This is a genomic window from Alloalcanivorax gelatiniphagus (assembly GCF_005938655.1).
In the GTDB taxonomy this organism is placed as follows: domain Bacteria; phylum Pseudomonadota; class Gammaproteobacteria; order Pseudomonadales; family Alcanivoracaceae; genus Alloalcanivorax; species Alloalcanivorax gelatiniphagus.
In genome coordinates, this window is record NZ_VCQT01000012.1 from 16330 (window position 1) to 36518 (window position 20189).

Here is a 20189-nt window from a genome sequence, read left to right on the forward strand (position 1 = left end):
GGGAATGGCCGCTCCTCAAATGCCTCGCGCAATGCCTGGCACGGGCTGGGCGCGCCGTTGACCGGTGGGTGACATGGTCATGGCGTTGCCGTGCGCGAAAAGCGGATATCGATGATGCTCATGGATTTGGCGACCAGGCAGCCTGCCAAGCTGAAAACTGCGAAGGTTTGATCCGGTACCGGGCAAAGTTGCCGGCGTGCAGGCTCAGCACCTCATTCTCGGCCACTTCCCGGAACCGCTGCCGGTCCTCTTGCGGAATATGCTGTTCCGCCCATTGAACAATGCGGTTGAACGCGGTTTTCCTATCCAGCCGTTCAAGCACGATATTCTGGACCACTTCCTGCAATGCCGAACGATACTTCAGCCGGAACGGGTCGGGTTCGCCGAGCGATTGTCTGACGGCGGTGTAATGCGACGCCGACCGCTCATAAGCCCAGACGAAGACGTCCTTGAGCAGGTCGATCCGGTTCAGTTCATACACGCCGAGCATCGCTTCGGTGTAGATATCAGCGGGCACCTCCGTGAAGGAGAGGGGAATCAAATTGGCTCTGATGAACGGTATGTTCGCCGCCAGCCGGGAAACGCGCTTGTTCACGTCATCGAACGGCTGCAGATACGGCAACTGAACCATGATAAAGAACGCCTGCTCGAAGGGATCGGCGATGGCGCTGGCCGTCGCCAGGATCTGATCAAAATAGTCTTCAATCAGTTGTGGCACTTCGAGGGGGTGGAACACGGACTTCTCAATGCCAACCGCGATTCGGCGCAAGCGACCGGTTGCCTCCGGGTCGGGCAGCAGGTTGTTGGCCAGCAATGCATGAAGGTTCAGGATCGTATAACGGTTGAAGCCGATCTCCTCCGCCGAACCCACAAGAAATTCGATGGCGTCCTTGTGGTTCAGGATCATCTGCGACTCGACGTGCTCCTTACCCGCTGTCTCTTCCCCGAAAGCGATCAGTCGTTTCGTATCAAGCAGAGAGTACGTGTTCCCCTCCAGGCGGCTGGAGTTCCACGAAAGGTCGATCAGCAGGCGGTTCAGAATCTGTTTCGCATAGGTGCCTGCGGGCCGGGGCCCCGAGGGCGGCGTGCCGATTTCCCGAAGATGCGCGCGCTCGGCGGGTGCAAGATACGCCGTATGGTTGGGCCGGTACTGGTCAAGGAAGCGGTGTTGATACCCTGCCGGCTTGCGTGACCGAAGCGGCTTGCGCAAGGCATTTTGGATCTCAGCGGCCTGGCGGGAGACGGGTATAGCGCCCGCCGCTTCCTCGTAGGAAGGTTCCCGAACGCTGCTGCCTGTTCTGGGCTCGGTATCCGCAGGGAAGTATCGGACCCACCGCTTTTCCCCGGTCTTGATGAGCCGGCCCGCGTCCACCAGGTGTTTTAAACGGTACTGAAGCGTGCGCCGGGGCAACGATTGCTCAAGAGCGTCCAGGACGGCTTGAAGGCCGACACCCTCGGGGTGGGCGGAGACCACCGCCTCAATGTCCTGTAGCTCTTTTTCGGGTATAGATTTCGCCATGGTTGGTATGTTGCGCATTGAGGGTTATGCGCAAGTAAAGCACGCCTATACACAGCTATCAATGCTATGCGCAGTTAATGTTGCGCATAGACTTAAGGCCGTTCTAAGATTTGGATTTATTCTAATAAGTACTCAAATATGATATTGAATTGAACTTTGATGCTCGTATATAAAGTATAGACGATGACCTCAGTCCCCAAAGGTTCCGGCAGTCCGCCCGCGATGCCACCGCCCGTGGCGCGCGCACTGCGCCAGCTCGGCCATGACCTGTCGGTGGCCCGTCGTACGCGCCGCTGGACGCAGCAGGACCTGGCCCAGCGGATGGGCACATCGGTGAGCACGGTCCGGCGCATGGAAGACGGCAATCCGGGCACCGCCCTGCACACCTTCCTGCGCGCCCTGCACGTGCTCGGTCGCCTTGAGGACATGGTCAGGATTATGGCGCTGGACCAGGACGCCCTGGGCCTGGAATTGATGCAGCAGCAGTTGCCTCAACGGGTGCGGTCAGCCGGTGGCAAGAAGGCAAAGGCGAGACCATCCGGAGCCCCGGCGGAAGACGGTCAGGCCACCCCCGACGATGACGAGCTCAAAGGCTTTTGAGGGCGCCTGAACAAGCACCCTGCCTGCCGCCGCCGGTCGGAAGACGGAATTGATCCGGCGCAAAAGGCTTGGTGTGACCTTGTCATACTTTTTGAGGCTCAGGAGTACCCACTATGAGCATGCACCGGAAACCATCCCCCCTGACCGAACAACAGAACGGTTGGGTAAAGAGCCGGATCGAAAGCGGCCAGTTCGGCGATGACAGTGAGTACATTCGCCATCTCATCCGGCAGGACCAGCAAGCCCAGGAACGGCTTGCCAGGCTGAGGCAGGCCCTGGTTGAGGGCGAAGCAAGCGGCGAGCCCAAACCTGCCGATATGGCGGCGATCAAGGCGGCTGGCCGTAAGCGGATGAAAGCGCCGGAGTAGTGCCGACGCCGCCCTGCGCATCTACGCCCGCGCCGGCATCGGCGACCTCGCCCTCAACACCCTCGCCGACGAAGCCGGCGTCTCCAACGGCACCGTCTACAACTACTTCCGCTCCCGCGAACAAGTCCTCGAAGCCGTCGGCCTGGAACTCGCCGTCCAACTCTCCGAACAGATCCTCACCGTCAGCGAAGCCGTCGACAACGGCACCGAACGCCTCAGCATCGCCGTGCGCACCTTCATGAACAAAGCCCGCACCGACCCCGACTGGACCCGCGCCTTCATCACCGTCGTCCGCTACGCCGAAGGCATGCGCTCCGCCCTCGCCACCTACCTCCGCGCCGACCTCCAAGCGGGCCGCCGCCAAAGCGACTTCCACTACGCCCCCGAAGAAATGGGCATGAGGATGGTCGTTCCCGCCACGCTGGGCGCCATGAACCTGCTCGTGGAAGACGGCGAGGTGGAACACGCCGACCGTATTGCGGCGGAGATGGTGCTGCAGGCGTTGGGGGTGTCGCGGGAGGAGGCTGGGCGGATTGCTGGGTTGGCGTTGCCGGGGGAGGCCAGCTAGATAGCCTCGCCGCTCTGTGGGAGAGGCTGACCTGCGGTTTATCTGATTTGGGTAATTAGTGAGGGCTTACTTAAAAGGCTGTTGGCGCTTGCGCGTTGGCGGCCTTTTTGTTTTTGGCGGCAGATGATTGGCCGAGATGCCAGGAAGGTGGTGGTTTGAAGCGTTTGTCAGTGGGTGATTTTTCTGGTCTTATTTTGTGCTAGGGGAATCAAGAAAAGAGATATGACGCCGGCTCGTGCATTGGATATTCGAGCCGGCGTCCTAATGCCCGTTGGGTCAAGCAAAGAAATCACCTCAAGAAGGACTACCTCGTGAATAAGACAAAGCTAGAACTGATCGACATTGCTAGGGCGAGCGCCAATTTGGAGGTCGACAGTTCAAAATACACAAAGCTCGAATTGGTTGACGTTGCACGAGCCCTCCAGGGCGCATGTACTCTACGTTTGTATAACTGCCAGTCGAAAAAAAAGCTGGAACTAATAGACATTGCCCGAGCCGCGCCCGGAAAAGTGACCTTCTCGTGAGCGCGGCGTGGCCCTACCATCACTTCCACCCGACGTCCCTGCCGCCGCTTCGAGCCGTCAGGGCCGCGGGTGAAGTGGGGCGTTAACCAAGGATATTATATAGTGCGAAATTGGTTGAAAACCGTTCTTTTTGTATCCGCCTTTTCTCCAGCGCTTTTGGTGGTGGCTGCGGTTCGCGTCTACTCAATCGGCAGTTTTGACGTTCTCTCGATTCAGCTCACTATCGTGTCCCTGATAGGCACCGTTCTGCCGTTACTAATACTATATTTGGTAGGCAAGGAGGCCCAGAAAGAAAATTTTTCAGCGAAGAAGGTGGAATCGGCAGATTACTTTCTTCTTGTCTTCTTAGCCAGTTATGCTGCGCCCGTTGTTATGAAAATGGCGGAAATTAGTTTTTTCACGGCGTCAATTGTTGTTGCGGTAATATTTGTAGTCGCGTGGTTCGTGTCAAATATTCCGTCGCACCCCATGCTTTACCTAGTTAAGTTCAGATTTTACAAGGTTGAATCGAGTGAAGGGATGGTATACATGCTGATTACTCGGAGAACAATTAGAAGCCCCAAAGATATCAAGCAAATCACCAAGATTTCCGATGGAATGATTATGGAGTAATTTATGGCCTTAAGCCTTTTTGCCTTAACTAGCAACCCATCAAGCAGGATTGTAAAATTCGATATTTCAGCGCCTGTTCAGGTTGAGCTAACAGAGTACCTAAAAGAACAAGAGCAGCAGTTTGATGAAGCTCAAGAAGAAATAGAATTTGACGGAAAATATAAGCCTGAATCAGACGAGATATTGTGTATTAATGGGTATGACGATATTGATGGACTTGAGGGTGCGATAAGGGCGCCCCTAGGAGTCGAGCCGGTTAATCCAGATGAAGATTTCTTTCTTGAGATAAAGGCACTGTTCACTGGGTATGAGACCGAATCGGGTACTATCAAAATACTTCTTCAGAACTTTGACCGAAGAAAGATAATATCAACAAACGGTTTGTCGATATTTCATGCAAACAACGTTTACAAAAAGATTGAGGGGATAGGAATCACGGTAGACCACAAGCTTACAGCGACCCTGGAAGCCGGAAAATTAAAGTTCTACAGTTTCCACACCACGCGCCAGATGTTCGATTTAAGTGAATACTATAAGGTAGCGACTGATGACGATGTTTTTGAATTCTTGCAGGTCGATCAGATTCAATCGGTGGATTCTCATGGGTTCCTAGACATGGCTGATTCATGGGTCCGAAGGAAGATTTCTTTGATTCAACAAAGTGGTATTTTGCAAAATGTTCCTCTTCATGAGATGAGAGCTGCGGCAATAGATTTCAATATTCCGTTTGAGACAATAGATGAAGGCGGATCTGAAGTGATAGGTATTCCTGACAATAAATCCGATTTAAAAAAGCTACTAAGATTTCTTGATGAGGACTACTACAAATCACCGCTTTCGAAAACCAACTTCGTGACCAATTCTAAGCAGCTAGTTACTGAACAATAAGAAGGGTTAACAAGCAATGCACCCGACAAGCGGGTGATCGGGGCGTTAGGGGTTTATGGAAATTCTTGAATTCATTCTTGGGGTTATTGAAGCAACTGCGTGGCCCGCAGTAGTGCTCGTGGCGGTTTTCTTTCTGAGGAAACACCTTGCTTCAATTCTACTGACTCTCACCAAGCTACGTTACAAAGACCTAGAGTTGGATTTTGGGCGCGAACTCAGGGAGCTTGGTCAACAAGCAGAAGAGGCCCATCTTGTCACTGAGAAAAAGCGAGAGAGTCGCGGTGGCCCAAAAGAGCCGACTGAGTTGCTTGATGAAGCCGAACAGCTAGCTGAGGAATTTCCAGAGCCTGCAGTCGCAGTGGCGTGGTCCGCGGTTGAAAGTGCTTTAATTGAGGCGGCCGAGTCCCATGCGGATTCTGATCAGCATCGTGAATTTTCACCTAGTAGGAATATCAAATTTCTGGCTGACAGAAATATTTTAGACAGGCGCACCTTGGAGGTACTACACGGGATGCAGCGGCTTCGAAATGTTGCGATCCATGAGCGTTGGAACGCTTTTGGTGGAGTTTCTACGCGTGAAGCTTACGACTTTATACGGCTGGCACGGGGAATCTGCGGAAAGTTGATCCCTAACCAATAGTGCCAGTTCGTCCTGGGCCTATTGGCCCTCCACCGGACGCCATTTTCTCCGCTTCGCTGCAAAGAGGTCGCCGCTGAACAAACGCGTAAAGGCGCGCAGGCTGATCATGCGCCTTGTCGGCTACAGCTTTGGTTTGGAACGATTCAGCAAAGCCGATTTGATTGCTTCCGCTCCCTTCCGATAACACACCACCGCAAGTAGCTCCGAATCAACCCAAACGCCCCAATAGCGGCTCCCACGATAGTGCCCGATCTCAATGTCTGGCTTGCGCTTCTTCATGATGCTTCCTCTTTCTGCTTGGTTAGCCATTGGTTTCATCCAGAAAGGCACAGGCCCACTGTTCCGCATGACTGCGGCCTAATAAAGCAAGTCTTTTGGCATCCCGAAGCGTCCTGTCTTCCGGGTCGAAGGCATCCAATCGGTTCGCGAGTGCCGAGAAAAGCGCCTCCAAATAGTTAAACTGCTCAACAGCCAAACTTGCCATGTCGCATACTTCGGTCCGCTCCACATCGTACGGCTTGGTCATCTCCGCCTCCTTCCATTACTCTCCTTAAATCGACCCATCCAGTAGAGCGCAGACCACGAATTATGGTCTACAGCCGATAAGTAGCACTTTCCCGTTTTGTTGAGACAACCATGATCATCTCCTCCACCCACGATTACCGCCTCGCCGCCAAACGCCGCCTGCCGCCGTTCCTGTTCCACTACATCGACGGGGGCGCGTACGACGAGCACACCCTGGCGCGCAATGTGGCGGATCTGCGCGATCTGGCGTTGCGTCAGCGGGTGTTGAAAGAGGTGGGGGAGGTGGATTTGTCGGCGCGGTTGTTCGGGGAGGCGGTGAGCCTGCCGGTGGCGTTGGCGCCGGTGGGGCTCACTGGGATGTACGCGCGGCGGGGCGAGGTGCAGGCGGCGCGGGCGGCGGCGTCGCGGGGCGTGCCGTTTACGTTGTCGTCGGTGTCGGTGTGTCCCATTGAGGAGGTGCAGCCGGCCATCACGCGGCCGATGTGGTTCCAGCTGTATGTGCTGCGCGACCGCGGGTTCATGAAGAACGCGCTGGAGCGGGCCTGGGCGGCGGGGGGGCGGACCTTGGTGTTCACGGTGGATATGCCGGTGCCGGGGGCGCGCTATCGCGATCGGCATTCGGGGATGTCCGGGCCGTTCGCGGCCTGGCGGCGGATGCTGCAGGCGGTGACGCACCCGCGCTGGGCGTGGGACGTGGGCCTGCGCGGGCGGCCCCACGATCTGGGCAATGTGTCGGCCTATCTGGGCCACCGCATCCAACTGGAGGATTACATCGGCTGGCTGGGCGAGAACTTCGATCCGTCCATCGGCTGGCGGGATCTGGAATGGATTCGGGAGTATTGGCAGGGCGCCATGGTGCTCAAGGGCATTCTCGACCCGGAGGACGCCTGCGAGGCGGTGCGGTTCGGCGCGGACGGCATCGTCGTCTCCAACCACGGCGGGCGCCAGCTTGATGGCGTGCTGTCCTCGGCCCGGGCCTTGCCGGCCATCGCCGACGCGGTGCAGGGCGACCTGACGATCCTGGCGGATTCCGGCGTTCGCTCCGGCCTGGACGTGGTGCGCCTGCTCGCCCTGGGCGCGGACGGCGTGCTGCTCGGACGCGCCTTCGTCTACGCCCTCGCCGCCGCCGGCGAGCAGGGCGTGGCCCATGTGCTGGACCTGATCGCCAGCGAGATGAAGGTGGCGATGACGCTCACCGGAGCGCGGGCGGTTGGGGAGATTTCGAGGGAGAGTTTGAATTGGTCTTCCTTGTATCCTTGACAAGAGAAAGGCGAAGCAATATCAATGTCCCGTGTCCCGGAAACCGGGACTGAGACGGGGCAAATCAGATGAAAAGTCAAGATATTGGTCTGCTGCTGAAGCTGTCAATTTTACAAAAATACGGTGCTCCCGGTGACGATGGTGGCAAGCGAGCGCGTAAAGCTTGGCCCGATGGTTGGCAAGATTGGGAGACGGAGACCGGTAACGAAGCTTGGATACAGCTCGATTATGTAGGGCCTCTTAAGGATGAGGCACTAAACCAAATTTTGACCGTTCGTGGGTTGTCGCACCAAACGGGGATCAGCAAAACACAAGTCAGCCTGTCTCTTAAACGGTGTGTGGAAGTCGGGTTGGCGAAGTTTAGCCGGAAAGATGATCTGCCAATGGCGAATACTCGAGGTTTATTGGAATTCATTGCTTACGGCTTGCGCTATGTTTTCCCTGCTTCTCCAAAAGAGCTAACGCGTGGAATTGGTACGTCTTATGCGGCCCCCGTTCTGGCCGGGCAGCTCATGAGTGCGGGAGAGTTCGATCCAGTCTGGGCTGATCCTGAGGGCAATAGAAAGGGGCTTAGTGTCGAGCCACTATATAAGGGTGCTATATATGCAGCCAAAATTGACCCTCATATGTATGCGGCGCTTGCATTAGTTGACGCGATTCGTATGGGTAATCCTCGTGAAGCGAACTTGGCGATGAAAATTCTCGAAGATCGAATAGGTTAGTGAATTATGAGAACAATGGCCATACAAAAGAAAATGCTAGAAATGGTGGCTCAAGCTCTGGGGGATGACTTATTAAAGCAGGTTACATTCGTTGGAGGATGTACCACTGGACTGCTGCTTACCGATGAATTTGCTAAAGAAAGAGTAAGAAACACCAACGATGTGGATTTAATTTTCCATGTTATGGGCTATGTTGGATATCTTGATTTGCAGAATCAGTTAAGAAGCCAGGGTTTTAGTGTGGGGGAGCCCGACCCTAGTGAAAATATGCCTATATGTGCTATGAAAATTGGAAATTTGAGGGTCGACTTTATGCCAGATGATGCGTCCATATTGGGGTTTACTAATCGGTGGTATAAAGACGCAATAAAAAGCGCATCTGATTATAATTTAAATAGCAAATTAAATATAAGGCTTGTTAGCCCAGTTTACTTCTTGGCGACAAAGATCGAGGCTTATAAGGGGCGAGGAGGTAATGATCCTTTGACCAGTCGAGATATTGAAGATCTTTTAAATATTGTGGATGGTCGTGAGGAGATCATTGAAGAAATTCGCGCTTCGGAAGTCGCTGTCAGGGAGTATATATCTTCGGAGCTTGGCAAGCTTATGGATAGTGACGGCTTCGAATGGGCAATTTCTAGTCAGGCTAATGGGGAGGAAGAAGAAAAGGTATTATATGGGAAGCTGAAAAAAATAATAAATTTAAATGGAAGTTGAGTTTTATGGAAATCATATGGGGAAGCCGTAAGGGAAATATGCGAAATAGGAATAACGATGCTGCGGCTTTGTGGCTTACATCTGAGGGTATGGCAGCTTGTGTTGTCGATGGTGCTAAAAAATCTGAATCAAGTGGTGGTTTGGAGCGAAAGAATTTATCTTGCTATTGGGCTGAATCTCTTGTGGATGAAATTCGCCTGCTAGGAGCGGGCTGTAGTAATCGGGAAATTCATAACCTTCTTGTTAGGCTGCACAGCGGTCTCCGTCCTGCATATATAAAAGATATTGCTAGTTATCAACTGCTTATAATTGACAGTGAGGGCTGCTTGCGTGTTTTTCATGTTGGTGATTGTCGTCTAGGAGTTGGTGGCACGAATGGCATAAGCTGGATAACAAACCCTCATCGTCTAATCGATGAACTGCCAAATATCTTCGGGTTGAGCCAATTTGATATTGATAGTGCCACGTCATGCTTGGTTCGCTCACTAAATGCTCGGAGGTTTGTCGCTCCGGATGTCGTGAGTATAAATTTTGTTTGTGATAGGCCTCTTCTTCTGGGGACAGATGGATATTGGTATGAGGTGTTTTCAAGGCAGATTGCTCAATGTGATGCCGACGATGACTCTAGCTACCTAATAATAAATCCTTCTTTGGGGAAATTTGAGAGTTGGACTGTTCGGAATCTAAGTGACAGCCCAAATTTTTATTTGAACTACCGGGCAACGCCTTAATTTTTTCTCTTTAATTCCCCTGTTATTCCGTGGTTTTCTCGACATCCGATCCGTCCATCGGCTGGCGGGATCTGGCGTGGATTCGGGAGTATTGGCAGGGCGCCATGGTGCTCAAGGGCATTCTCGACCCGGAGGACGCCCGCGAGGCGGTGCGGTTCGGCGCGGACGGCATCGTGGTGTCCAACCACGGCGGGCGCCAGCTCGATGGCGTGCTTGTCCTCGGCCCGGGCCCTGCCGGCCATCGCCGATGCGGTGCAGGGCGACCTGACGATCCTGGCGGATTCCGGCGTCCGCTCCGGCCTGGACGTGGTGCGCCTGCTCGCTGGGCGCGCACGGCGTGCTGCTCGGCCGCGCCTTTGTCTACGCCCTTGCCGCCGCCGGCGAGCAGGGCGTGGCCCATGTGCTGGACCTGATCGCCAGCGAGATGAAGGTGGCGATGATGCCCAGAGGGGCCAAGGTGATTTGAAAGGCACCGAAGGTGGGGTTGTTGCAGGCTTACTGTCCGCCTTCACTGGTTGTGCTTGTGGGGAGCCTGATCCCTTTCTTGGCCGTCTGAAAGCGCACAGGTTTTTGGGGTACCCGTTGACGGAGGCGCCTCGGCCGACTCACCGTTTTCGCCGGGGTCTTGAGCCTTGGAGTTTTGCGCGGGTAGTGATTGGTGATGCTGACTGATCGCGTACTCCAGTAGCTTGATCACTTGTCCGCTGCGTTCGGTTCGGCTGAGAACCATGGTTCCCAAAAGGTAGAAGCAGCAGGCGAGGATCAGGGGAGCCCACAGGAGCAGATTGCCGTCTTTGTCCAGGAGTGTTGATGCCGCCATGGACGCAGCGACCAGGGCAGGAAAGAGGCCGACCTTGCGAATTTCGCCCGCCATGAGGGTGACGCGCCCGCTCGCCGATTCCCAATGATGGCGGTATTGGCTCAGGGCGTACTCCAACGTGGCTCTATCGAAGGTTTGCAGCTGTTTGACGAAGGTCGCGTCTGCGGACAGGTCCATTTCAAGGCGTGCGAGGATGGGAGATGTACGTCTCTTTTGAAATCTGAAAATGAGATAAGCTGTGTGGATCAAGGCAGTAATCGCATACAGTGCCGCTATAAGCACGCTGAAAAGATAAAATTGGTCAACGAGTTTTGGTATTTTTCCATCTGGGGTGTTGCCTACATACCAATATCCTACCGCGAGCAGGACGGTGAGGATCATGCTGCCAGCGAAGGCCGTAAGAAGTATGTTTTCGATTTGCTCTGCCCGCCTCGAAAAATCCGGCACTCGCGGTTTTCTTGAGCAGAGCGTCATCTCCATGAGCAATTTCAGCAAGGCCTCGAGTCGCTCTTGTTCTAGCATGTGTCGTTTTCCTTGTGGAAGGCGCCTAATCAAAAATCGACGGCGACAAAACCGTCGCCTTCGCCAGGTACTCGATATCCCCGGCCTCCATCCCCGCCGCTGAAAACAACGCCTTCCAGTGTTTCTCCACCACCTGCTTCATGGCGTCGACGCATTCGGCGGCTTCCCGTTCGCTCAGGCCAAACCGCTCCGCTTGGCTGAGGGCGTTGTGGAGCGTGGCCGCGCGGCCCTGGTGGCCGACGGTCATGGCCAGGTCCGCCGAGTAGCCCAGCCGGGGCTGGGGGCAGATGTCGTAGCCGGGTGTCAGGTCGAGGGCGGCGCCGTCCCAGAAGCAGGCGTGGTTGCGGGCGTGGTCGTCGGTGTTGCCGATCAGGATGTTGAAGACCATGCGGCGGAAGAGCTCCCGGCCGTCCTGTTCGAAGTCCCGGGCGTATTGGCGCAGCACGTCGGCCAGTTCCAGGTAGCTGGCTTCGCCGGTGCGGACGGCGTATTCGTCCAGGTCGAGCAGGGTCATGGCGCTGAGCATGTGGCGGCGGGTGGGGGCGCCGTTCGTGTTGGTATCGCGGTCGAAGCGGCGGACCAGCAGCACGTCCTTGCCGGAGACGCCGAGAACCCGGGTGTCCGCCACGGTCAGGCCGGCTTTGGCGGCGAGCCGCATGGCGCCGTGCTCGGCGGCGATCATGTTGAGGGTGTCCCGGCTTGAGCTGAATTTGGCGACCAGCCAGGATTTCCCCCGCCGGAACAGCACCTTGGGCCGGGCGCCGCCGATGCTGGTGCCGTGGTTCAGGGCGGCGTCCAGGTCGTCATCCAGTTCCTGGCCGCGTTCCATCCGGTCCGCCGCTTCCAGGGCGTCCGCCAGCGGGCGGATTGGCTTGGCGCGGGGTTTATAGGTGTCCGGTCTGTCGGTGGCGTCCAGGGCGCCGATGCGGTCGGCGCCGGCGCCGAGGAGATAATCAATCTCCCCGAGCTCGCCTTCTAGGTGGTAAGGGGCCTGGCCGGTGGGGTCGAGGGTTTTGGCGATTTCCCGCTGGATGATGCGCCGGCCCCAGGCGTCCGGTGCCGCGTCGCGCACGGCGCCGCTGAGCTCATGGTCGAGGACGTAGGGCTCGCCGGTGAGCTCGCCCAACGGGCGGCCGGGGATTGAGAGCGGGATGGCATCCGGCCGGGCGAGATAGCTTTTGCCGTAGCGGAACACGTATTCGGCGCCGTCCCAGGCCACCACGCCGCATACCACCGGTTCCACCTGCCCGGGCGGAAACAGCCAGAGGTAGGCGCGATCAGAAATCATTGTCGACGTCCTGAGGCCGGAACCGGCGCCGGCTGGCGGGGCGGCGCGCGCCTGCGCGGCCCTCGGCGACCCGGTAATACCCCGTGGGGGCGGCGTGCCCGGGTTGCGGCAGGGTCGCCAGCAGGGGCAGGTCAAGCAGCCACAGGGCCGCCACCACCAGGCCGACGTCGACCTTCGGGTCGCCTTTTTCCAGGGCGCTCACGTGCCGCCGGTCCACCTTGCCCAGGCGCGCACCCAGGTCGGTCTGGGACCAGCCGCGCGCCTTGCGGGCCTCGGCGATCAGGGCGCCGGTGTCGCGCAGGGCATCGAGGATCTGCGCCTTTTGATAAACGGGAGAATCGACTGTCCGGGGCATTTTGATCACTAAACCGTACAAAGTGGCGTTAAATGTACGCTATGGTGTTCTTTCGGATGCGTCAAGATTAACTCCATGCTTTGTGTACTTATAAGAGTACATGAGGCTCTGTTTTGTACGTTTTAGTGATCAAGAAATAAAGAGCTGGCCCCGGACTCAGATGGCCCACAAATCCGGGCTTCCACCGCGAAGCCAGGCCGTTAGGAGTCTGGCCCGAGAAAGCACACAACCATTGTGCCTCGGCCCTTTCGCTGCTCCGCCAATACGGGCACTATGAAAAAAATGACTCTTTGTTCCGGTTTGTTGCCGCGATCCGTCTGGGGTTGCGCAGCCACCGGTGCCTTGGCTACCGGTTGGCGATGTTGTTGATTGGCGCGTCCCGCTGGAATAAAAAAGAAGATCACATGAAAAAAGCATACTGTTTCGCCATCCCGTTTGTGCGTTACGCCGCCCTGTGTTTGCCCCTGGCCCTGCTGGCCGCCTGTGGGGGCAATGACCATAACGCCACGGGTGGCGCTCCGCCGGACACCGACCGGCCGGTGACCCATGCCTATCGGGAGCTGTTGAACCTGACGTCCTACGACGTGGGGCTTTATCGGTTCGACGTGGACGGCTCCGCCGAACTGGTTAAGGACATGGACCATACCGGCGTGGTGGACGCGGTGATGTTGGGCGAGCTGAACGGGATCACCTATTTCAGCGCCAGCACGGATACCGAGGGGCGGGAGCTGTGGCGGACCGACGGCACCCGCGATGGTACCTATATCGTTCAGGATCTGGCCCCGGGCACCGCCAGTGGCCTGCCGGGCGGCGGCGGCATCGTCTATAACCGTGCCCTTTACTTCAGCGCCGTCAGCCCGGCTTACCCGGGCACCGGCCTGTGGAAGCTGGAGGATGGGCAGGACAGCCCGGAATTCGTGACCAATACGCGCAGCGCGAGCACCGACGACGCCGACCCGTCCGAGTTTCTGGCGTATGACGGTCAGTTGCTCTTCTACGCGCTCAAGGACGATGGCGCGGGCGGCACCGACCACAAGATACTGATCGGCACCGGCAAGGCGGAGAATCACGAATTGATCGATCCGGCCGTGGCCTCGCAGGACGGCTTCAATACCGACTCTGCCTTGCTCTTCCAAGGCGATCTTTACTTCCAGGCCAGCGCCGGCTCCTATGGCAGTGGCGGTTTGGGCAACGTTCTCTACAAGAGTGATGGCACGCCCGAGGGCACGCAGGTCCTGGCGGACATCAACGAGACCGGCGATCTGGACAGCGACGCGCGGATTGGCAAGATGGTTAGCATCGGCAGCGATTTCGTTTTCCCGGCCAACGACGCCGCCGACGACAACAGCAACAGCTCACACGACAATATGGAAATCTGGGCCAGCGACGGCACCCCGGCCGGCACGCGGATGATCAAGAACCTGCATCCCGGTTCGACCACCATAAGCAGCCTGGTCAGCAACGGTGTCACGGCGTATTTCGTGGCGCGGCCGGAGGGCTCCGGCACCTGTGAAATCTGGCGAACCCAGGGCACCGCGGAGAGCACGCAAATGATCGGCGTTTATACGGATTCGGCGGACCTCTACGCCCACGGGGATCGGGTCCTCGCGGTCACAAGGGCCTCCGGCGAGGAATACCTTGTTTCGCTGATCAACGGCGCCACTCATGAGCTGACCGCCTTGCGGTCTTTCCCGGGCGTGGTGGACTACGCCTTCTCCCTGGGCGCCCGCGATTTCGTATTGGCCGACAGCGACCCGGATGGTTGGAAAGAGTTGTGGGTGTACAACGGGGACGATCAAACCTTTACCCAGGTGAAGGTGGCCGATGATGCCGCGATTGGTGTCAATGCGCATTGATTCGGTCGCATAGCACGCCGCGCTGGTGGCGCTGACCGGCACGACCATACCCATCACTTCGAGGGCATGACCGCCGAGCCCGATTGGTCTCTGCTTTATATTGGCCTTGAGGTCTGCCCGCCAACCCCTAATGCGAAGAAACAAACTCCGCGCCCTCATGGGCCGGCGGTAGCGCGAAGCTGTCGCGCAGGCGTTGGGCTTCCCGGGCCGGGGGCAGGCCGAACAGGCGCTTGAATTCGCGGTTGAATTGCGAGGGGCTTTCGTAGCCCACGGCGTGGCTGGCGGCGCTGGCGGTGATGCCCTGGCGCACCATCAGCAGCCGCGCCTGGTGCAGCCGGGTGGATTTCACGTATTGCATGGGGGCCATGCCGGTGATGGCTTTGAAGTGGCTGTGAAAGCTGGGCACGCTCATGCCGGCGTCGCGGGCCAGTTCAGAGAGGTTGAGCGGCTGGGCGTGGCAGGCGTGGATGCGCCGCAGTGCGTCCCGGATTTGCGCGAACCGGCCTTGCAGGGTCAGCGCCGCCCGCAGGGTCTGGCCCTGCGGGCCGGTGAGCACGCGAAAGTACAGTTCCCGCACCAGCGCCGGGCCGAGCACGGCGGCTTCGAGAGGATCGTTCAGCGCTTGCAGAAAACGGTGTAATGAGTCGGTGAGCGCCGGGTCCAGGGGGCTGGACATCATGCTTTGCGGGGCGGCGGTGGGCGCTGGGCCGCCCTGGCGGTCGATTTGGATCATCACGTCCGCCGCCACCTGAAAATCCAGATGCATGTACACCGCCAGCAGGGGCTGTTCCGGCGCGGCATCGGTTTCCATCACGAAGGGCACCGGCACGGAGACCGCCAGGTAGTGCCGAGCGTCGTAGGTATAGACCTGGTCCCGGAAATAGCCGCGCTTGCGGCCCTGGCCGACGATCACGATGCCGGGGTCGTAGAGCACCGGGGTGCGCGCCAGGGGCCGGTCCGAGCGCAGCACGCGCACGTCCGGCAGGGCGGTCAGGTTGTAGCCTTCCTGGGGGGCGAGGGCGGCGAGCAGTTCCACCAGGGTGGTACGGGCCGGGGTGTTGGAGGGATTCACGGTGGTGGAGGCTCGGTGGCGCGGCTGAGGTATTTATAAGAATAGGCAATAAAAGGAGAAGATGGGAGCGTTTCCAGGTGGCGCCGGGAGAATAGTATGCACTCTTCCGTGACGATTGGAGTGTATCGAGATGGCTGTTTCCAAAACCCTTTTGATTACCGGTGTGAGCAGCGGCTTTGGCCGGGCGCTGGCGGAACAGGCCCTGGCCGATGGCCACCGGGTGGTGGGCACCGTGCGCAACGCCGAGGCAAAGCGGGCCTTCGAGGCGCTCGACGCCGGCCGCGCCTTCGGGCGTCTTCTCGATGTGACCGACTTCGGGGCCATCGAGGGCGTGATCGCCGAGGTGGAAGAGAGTGTCGGCGAGATCGACGTGCTGGTGAACAACGCCGGTTACGGTCAGGAAGGCGTGCTGGAGGAGTCGCCGCTGGACGCCATGCGCCGGCAGTTCGACGTTAACGTGTTCGGGGCGGTGGCGATGACCCGGGCGGTGCTGCCCTACATGCGCCGCCGTCGCCGCGGGCACATTCTCAATATCACCTCCATGGGCGGCTATATCACTATGCCCGGCATCGCCTATTACTGTGGCAGCAAGTTCGCCCTGGAAGGGATTTCCGAAGTGCTCGGTAAGGAGGTGGCGCCGTTCGGTATGTTCGTGACGGCGGTGGCGCCGGGCTCCTTCCGCACCGATTGGGCCGGCCGTTCCATGGTCCGCACACCCCGCTCGATCGCGGATTACGACGCCCTGTTCGATCCGATCCGCGAAGCGCGGCAGGCAAAAAGCGGCCAGCAGCTCGGCGATCCGGTGAAGGCGGCCCGCGCCATGCTGGCGGTGATCGACAGCGAGGCGCCGCCGGCCCATCTGCTGCTGGGCAGTGACGCGCTGGGTCTGGTACGCGACAAGCTCACCGCCCTGGCCGCCGAGATTGATCAATGGGAGGCGTTGAGCCGGTCCACGGATGGGTAGGCCCGGGGGGCCACAGGCCGCCGGTCAGTGGGCGGCGCCGTCGTCCTCGTCCGGCCGGGCGCGGCGGAGGCGTTCCTGCTCTTCCTCGAAGGCGGCTTTGATTTCGGCGAGCACGTCTTCCACGTTGGCGGCCTGGCCTGAGTCCTGGAATTCGCCGGTGAGGGGCGTGTCCGGGTGCAGCTCGCCGGCTTCGTAGAGCGCCCAGATTTCCTCGCCGTAGCGGCTGTTGAGCAGGGCCGGGGCGAATTGGCCGTAGTAGCGGGTCATGTTGTGGACGTCGCGCAGCAGGAAGGCCTTGGCGTGGTTGTTGGCGGCGGCGTTGACCGCCTGGGGCAGGTCGATGACCACCGGGCCGTAGGCGTCCAGCAGCACGTTGAATTCGGACAGGTCGCCGTGGACCAGGCCGGCGCACAGCATGCGCACCACGTAGCGCATCATCTGGGCGTGGTCTTCCAGGGCCTGCTCCTCGGAGGGCACCACATCGCACAGCCGGGGCGCCACGTCACCCTGGTCGTCGGTGATCAGCTCCATCAGCAGCACCCCTTCGAGCATGTCGTAGGGGCGCGGCACGCGCACGTCGGCGGCGGCCAAGCGGCGCAGGGCATCCACCTCGGCGGTCTGCCAGATTTTCTCCTGCTGGTCGCGGCCGAAGCGGGAGCCCTTCTCCATGGCGCGGGCGCGGCGGGTGCTGCGCACCTTGCGCCCTTCCTGGTAGTGCACCGCCTGTTTGAAGCCCCGTTGGGCGGCTTCTTTATAAACCTTGGCGCATTGCACTTTGTCGCCGCAGCGCACCACGTAGATGTCGGCTTCCTTGCCGCTCATCAGGCGGCTGATCACTTCGTCCACCAGGCCGTCGTCGACCAGGGGCTGTATGCGTTTCGGCGTTTTCATGCCGCCCGTTATACGCTATTCGCCGGGCCCCGGCATCCATGGGCTGGTGGCTCATACCGGATCGGTGATCTCCCCCTTTTGTTTGGCCAGCAAAAACAGCACCACCGCGGCCACCGCGCCGATGGCGTCGCTCCACAGGCCCGGATAGATCAGCGCCAGGGCGCCGGCCAGGGCGAGCACCCGCCAGGGTGGGGTCAGGGGCCTTCGCAGGTAGCCTTCCACGGCCACCGCCAGCAGTAGCACGCCGATCACGCTGGTGACGATCACCCAGAGGGTATTGGCCAGGGTGGCGTCGATCATCAGCATGCTGTGGGCGAACACGAACATGTACGGCACCAGGAAGCCGGCGATGGCCAGTTTCATGGCCTGAAAGCCGGTGGCGTTGGGCGAGCCGCCGCTGATGCCGGCGGCGGCGTAGGCGGCCAGGGCCACCGGCGGTGTCAGGTTGGCGAAGATGCCGAAGTAGAACACGAACATGTGGGCCACGAAGATGGCCGTGTCGTTGCTGCCGGCCAGCTCCCGGAACAGGGGCAGGTTGAGCAGGATCGGTGCCGCCATGGTGCTGGTGATGATGTAGGTGGGGATGCTGGGCAGCCCCATGCCGAGCACGATGGAAGCGATCATGGTGAGCAGCAGGGTGACCAGCAGTTGCAGGGTCGGGAACGGGATTGATTGGCCCAGCTGCACCACCGCGTCGGCGGCGTCCAGGGCGATGCCGGTGAGGGTGGCCACGCCCACCACGATGCCCACCGCGCCGCAGGCCAGGGCCACCGGGATGGAGTTGCGCACGCCGGTGGTCATGGCGTCGCGGCAGTCGGTCAGGTTGATCTTCTCGGCTTCCAGGCCGAGCCGGGCGCGGATCGCGTTCACCGCCACCGGTAGGGCGATCACCGCGAACAGGCTCCAGCGGCTGGCCGGCATGTTGGGCATGGAGTGGGACAGGGCCAGGGCGCGCAGTTGCGGCTCGAAAATCAGCAGCGCCAGCAGCACGCTCAAGCCGATGGTGACCTTGCGGGTACCGCAGATCAGCACGGTGGCGGCGATCGACCAGAAGGCGGCGAAGAACGGCGCGCGGCCTTCGAACAGCAACCACAGCAGCACCGCCATGGGCACCAGCAGGTGGCCGCGCTTGAGCAGGACTTCGCGGATCGGCGTGAGCTGGGAGCGGGGAATACCTTCCAGGCCGTTGCGCATGGCGCGCAGGTGCACCTGGAACAGCACGCCCAGGTAAAACAGCAGCGCCGGGATGATGCCGGCCAGGATCACCTGGGTGTACGGCACCGACAGCACCTCCGCCATGATAAAGGCGGCTGCGCCCATGATCGGCGGCAGGATCTGGCCGCCGACGCTGGCGGAGGCTTCCACGGCGCCGGCGAAGTTGGGCTTGTAGCCGGTGCGTTTCATCAACGGAATGGTGAAGGCGCCGGTGGTGACCACGTTGGCGATGGCGGAGCCGTTGATGGAACCCAGCAGGCCGCTGGCCAGCACCGCCACCTTGGCGGGGCCGCCCCGGGTGTGGCCGGCCACCGCCAGGGCCAGGTCGTTGAACAGCTGGCCCAGGCCGGATTTCACCAGGAAGGCGCCGAACAGAATAAACAGGATGATGTAGCTGGCGGACACGGCGATGGCGGTGCCCAGCAGCCCTTCGGTGATGAACACCAGGTGCGACATGATCTGCCGGCCGGTGGCCAGCACGATGGTCTGGTTGAGTTCCGGGTAGAACGACAGCTTGGCGTAGAAGCCGTAGATCAGAAACAGCACGCCCAGCAGGGTCAGGCCCCAGCCGGTGACCCGGCGGGTGGCGTCCAGCACCATCAGGATCGCCACCGCGCCGACGATCATATCGGTGGTGTTCACGCGCCCGCCGGAGGCGATCACCCGGTCCGCCACCACCAACATGTAAATGCCGATGCCAAAGGCGGTGGCGGCCAGCAGCAGGTCGATCCAGGGCACCCGGTCACGGACGCCTTTCTTGGTGATCGGGTAAAGAATGAACGTCAGCGCCAGCAGGGTGTAAAGGTGGATGCTGCGCTGGGCCACGTCCACCAGCGGCCCGGAGAACGAGGTGTAAAGATGGAACGCCGCCAACAGCACGCACACCGTGGTGACGAACACCACCGTCCAGCGCGGCAGGGCGTCGCGCACCACGCTCTCGCGGTCGTACTTTTCCAGAGCTTCCTTCACTGACGGGTCGGTCTCGTCCGGTACCGAGGAGGGCGAGGAGGTCGGCTTCATGGGGTTCTCCAGTGTCTTCCCACGGCCCGCAGCAGGGCGGGCAACATCGTTAACAGGGGGGCATCCCGGGTGGTGAAGGTCAGAATCGGCGGCGTGCCGGGGCCGGTCAGCGCCAGGGTCCAGCCCCGGTAGCGCAGGCGGTAGTGCTCCGCGGCGGCGGCCTGCACGTGGAGCGGGTCCACCGGTCGGCGGATGCCGCTCATCACCACCCAGCCGTTTTGCAGATGGGTTTCGGTGCCGGCTTGATCGGGCACGCCGGCGCCAAAGGTTTTAAAACGGGTGGCCACCAGCATCAGGCCGCCGTCCGGTTCAATCCGGAAGCGTTCTTCCCAGTCTTCCCGCTCCACGGAGTGGGTCCAGCGCAGCACGAAGGTGGTGCCGGTGGGGCCGGGCAGCGCCAGGCGCGGCCGTTGGCCTTCCAATACCACCAGCCAGGGCAACGGCAGCAGCGCCGCCGTGGCCACCAGGGCCAGGACCAGCGCCAGCCAGCCACGGCGACGGGACCCGATCAT

At 59.6% G+C, this 20189-nt stretch carries 21 protein-coding genes and 1 pseudogene; 13 read left to right on the top strand and 9 right to left on the bottom strand.

Annotated elements, in window-relative coordinates; all coding sequences use genetic code 11:
* Positions 1–118: 118 nt before the first annotated feature.
* Entirely contained in the window at positions 119–1519 is a 1401-nt protein-coding gene (locus FGS76_RS02000; RefSeq protein ID WP_138770955.1) for a Fic family protein, read from the bottom strand.
* A gap of 222 nt (positions 1520–1741) precedes the next feature.
* On the opposite strand from FGS76_RS02000, the gene FGS76_RS02005 reads away from it, so the two are divergent.
* From FGS76_RS02005 to FGS76_RS02030, 6 genes are all read left to right on the top strand, one after another.
* Positions 1742–2119 (top strand): helix-turn-helix domain-containing protein, encoded by a 378-nt coding sequence (locus FGS76_RS02005; protein WP_138771103.1) that lies wholly within the window; start codon positions 1742–1744, stop codon positions 2117–2119.
* A 113-nt stretch (positions 2120–2232) separates the two neighbouring features.
* Positions 2233–2487 (top strand): type II toxin-antitoxin system ParD family antitoxin, encoded by a 255-nt coding sequence (locus FGS76_RS02010; protein ID WP_138770956.1) that lies wholly within the window; start codon positions 2233–2235, stop codon positions 2485–2487.
* Positions 2488–2500: 13 nt separating this feature from the next.
* Positions 2501–3055, top strand: a complete 555-nt coding sequence (locus FGS76_RS19825; protein ID WP_338081320.1) for a TetR/AcrR family transcriptional regulator — start codon at positions 2501–2503, stop codon at positions 3053–3055.
* Positions 3056–3693: 638 nt separating this feature from the next.
* A complete protein-coding gene (locus FGS76_RS02020; RefSeq protein ID WP_205717151.1) occupies positions 3694–4191 on the top strand; it encodes a hypothetical protein in 498 nt (165 codons plus the stop codon).
* Between the two features lie 3 nt (positions 4192–4194).
* Positions 4195–5079 (top strand): DUF4868 domain-containing protein, encoded by an 885-nt coding sequence (locus FGS76_RS02025; RefSeq protein WP_138770958.1) that lies wholly within the window; start codon positions 4195–4197, stop codon positions 5077–5079.
* Between the two features lie 55 nt (positions 5080–5134).
* Complete coding sequence (locus FGS76_RS02030) at positions 5135–5719, top strand: hypothetical protein (protein ID WP_138770959.1); 585 nt, start codon at positions 5135–5137, stop codon at positions 5717–5719.
* A gap of 301 nt (positions 5720–6020) precedes the next feature.
* Here FGS76_RS02030 and FGS76_RS02035 read toward each other — a convergent pair whose 3' ends face one another.
* Complete coding sequence (locus FGS76_RS02035; protein WP_138770960.1) at positions 6021–6245, bottom strand: hypothetical protein; 225 nt, start codon at positions 6243–6245, stop codon at positions 6021–6023.
* A 110-nt stretch (positions 6246–6355) separates the two neighbouring features.
* Between FGS76_RS02035 and lldD the strand changes: the two genes are divergently transcribed.
* From lldD to FGS76_RS02060, 5 genes and pseudogenes are all read left to right on the top strand, one after another.
* Entirely contained in the window at positions 6356–7504 is a 1149-nt protein-coding gene (gene lldD, locus FGS76_RS02040) for an FMN-dependent L-lactate dehydrogenase LldD (RefSeq protein ID WP_138770961.1), read from the top strand.
* Positions 7505–7572: 68 nt separating this feature from the next.
* Positions 7573–8226, top strand: coding sequence for a hypothetical protein (locus FGS76_RS02045; RefSeq protein WP_138770962.1), 654 nt, complete (start codon positions 7573–7575; stop codon positions 8224–8226).
* A gap of 15 nt (positions 8227–8241) precedes the next feature.
* Positions 8242–8943 carry a hypothetical protein gene (locus tag FGS76_RS02050; protein ID WP_205717152.1) on the top strand — a complete coding sequence of 234 codons (702 nt, stop codon included), beginning with the start codon at positions 8242–8244 and terminating at the stop codon, positions 8941–8943.
* A 5-nt stretch (positions 8944–8948) separates the two neighbouring features.
* Positions 8949–9674, top strand: a complete 726-nt coding sequence (locus tag FGS76_RS02055; RefSeq protein ID WP_138770964.1) for a hypothetical protein — start codon at positions 8949–8951, stop codon at positions 9672–9674.
* 47 nt (positions 9675–9721) lie between these two features.
* Positions 9722–10140, top strand: a pseudogene (locus FGS76_RS02060) (alpha-hydroxy-acid oxidizing protein); the annotation flags it as partial.
* A gap of 42 nt (positions 10141–10182) precedes the next feature.
* Here the strand turns inward: FGS76_RS02060 and FGS76_RS02065 are convergent.
* From FGS76_RS02065 to FGS76_RS02075, 3 genes are read right to left on the bottom strand one after another with little or no spacing between them, the layout of a single operon-like run.
* The gene (locus FGS76_RS02065; protein WP_138770965.1) at positions 10183–11016 is read right to left on the bottom strand and encodes a hypothetical protein; all 834 of its coding nucleotides are present in this window, start codon (positions 11014–11016) and stop codon (positions 10183–10185) included.
* 25 nt (positions 11017–11041) lie between these two features.
* The gene (locus FGS76_RS02070; RefSeq protein ID WP_138770966.1) at positions 11042–12304 is read right to left on the bottom strand and encodes a type II toxin-antitoxin system HipA family toxin; all 1263 of its coding nucleotides are present in this window, start codon (positions 12302–12304) and stop codon (positions 11042–11044) included.
* Positions 12294–12659 carry a helix-turn-helix domain-containing protein gene (locus FGS76_RS02075; RefSeq protein WP_138770967.1) on the bottom strand — a complete coding sequence of 122 codons (366 nt, stop codon included), beginning with the start codon at positions 12657–12659 and terminating at the stop codon, positions 12294–12296. Before FGS76_RS02075 ends, FGS76_RS02070 begins: the two co-directional genes overlap by 11 nt.
* A gap of 353 nt (positions 12660–13012) precedes the next feature.
* On the opposite strand from FGS76_RS02075, the gene FGS76_RS02080 reads away from it, so the two are divergent.
* A complete protein-coding gene (locus FGS76_RS02080; protein ID WP_170214375.1) occupies positions 13013–14515 on the top strand; it encodes a hypothetical protein in 1503 nt (500 codons plus the stop codon).
* 127 nt (positions 14516–14642) lie between these two features.
* On the opposite strand, the gene FGS76_RS02085 is transcribed toward FGS76_RS02080, so the two are convergent.
* Positions 14643–15587, bottom strand: a complete 945-nt coding sequence (locus FGS76_RS02085; protein ID WP_240692371.1) for an AraC family transcriptional regulator — start codon at positions 15585–15587, stop codon at positions 14643–14645.
* A gap of 130 nt (positions 15588–15717) precedes the next feature.
* On the opposite strand from FGS76_RS02085, the gene FGS76_RS02090 reads away from it, so the two are divergent.
* Positions 15718–16551 (top strand): oxidoreductase, encoded by an 834-nt coding sequence (locus tag FGS76_RS02090; protein WP_138770969.1) that lies wholly within the window; start codon positions 15718–15720, stop codon positions 16549–16551.
* 24 nt (positions 16552–16575) lie between these two features.
* Here the strand turns inward: FGS76_RS02090 and FGS76_RS02095 are convergent, their stop codons facing one another.
* Genes FGS76_RS02095 through FGS76_RS02105 form a run of 3 tightly spaced genes read right to left on the bottom strand, consistent with a single transcriptional unit; the run spans position 16576 to position 20189 of the window.
* Entirely contained in the window at positions 16576–17442 is an 867-nt protein-coding gene (locus FGS76_RS02095; protein ID WP_138770970.1) for a PA4780 family RIO1-like protein kinase, read from the bottom strand.
* Positions 17443–17493: 51 nt separating this feature from the next.
* On the bottom strand, positions 17494–19677 hold the full coding sequence (locus tag FGS76_RS02100; RefSeq protein ID WP_138770971.1) for a TRAP transporter permease: 2184 nt from the start codon (positions 19675–19677) through the stop codon (positions 17494–17496).
* Entirely contained in the window at positions 19674–20189 is a 516-nt protein-coding gene (locus tag FGS76_RS02105; RefSeq protein ID WP_170214376.1) for a DUF1850 domain-containing protein, read from the bottom strand. The genes FGS76_RS02100 and FGS76_RS02105 overlap by 4 nt, the downstream gene beginning before the upstream one ends.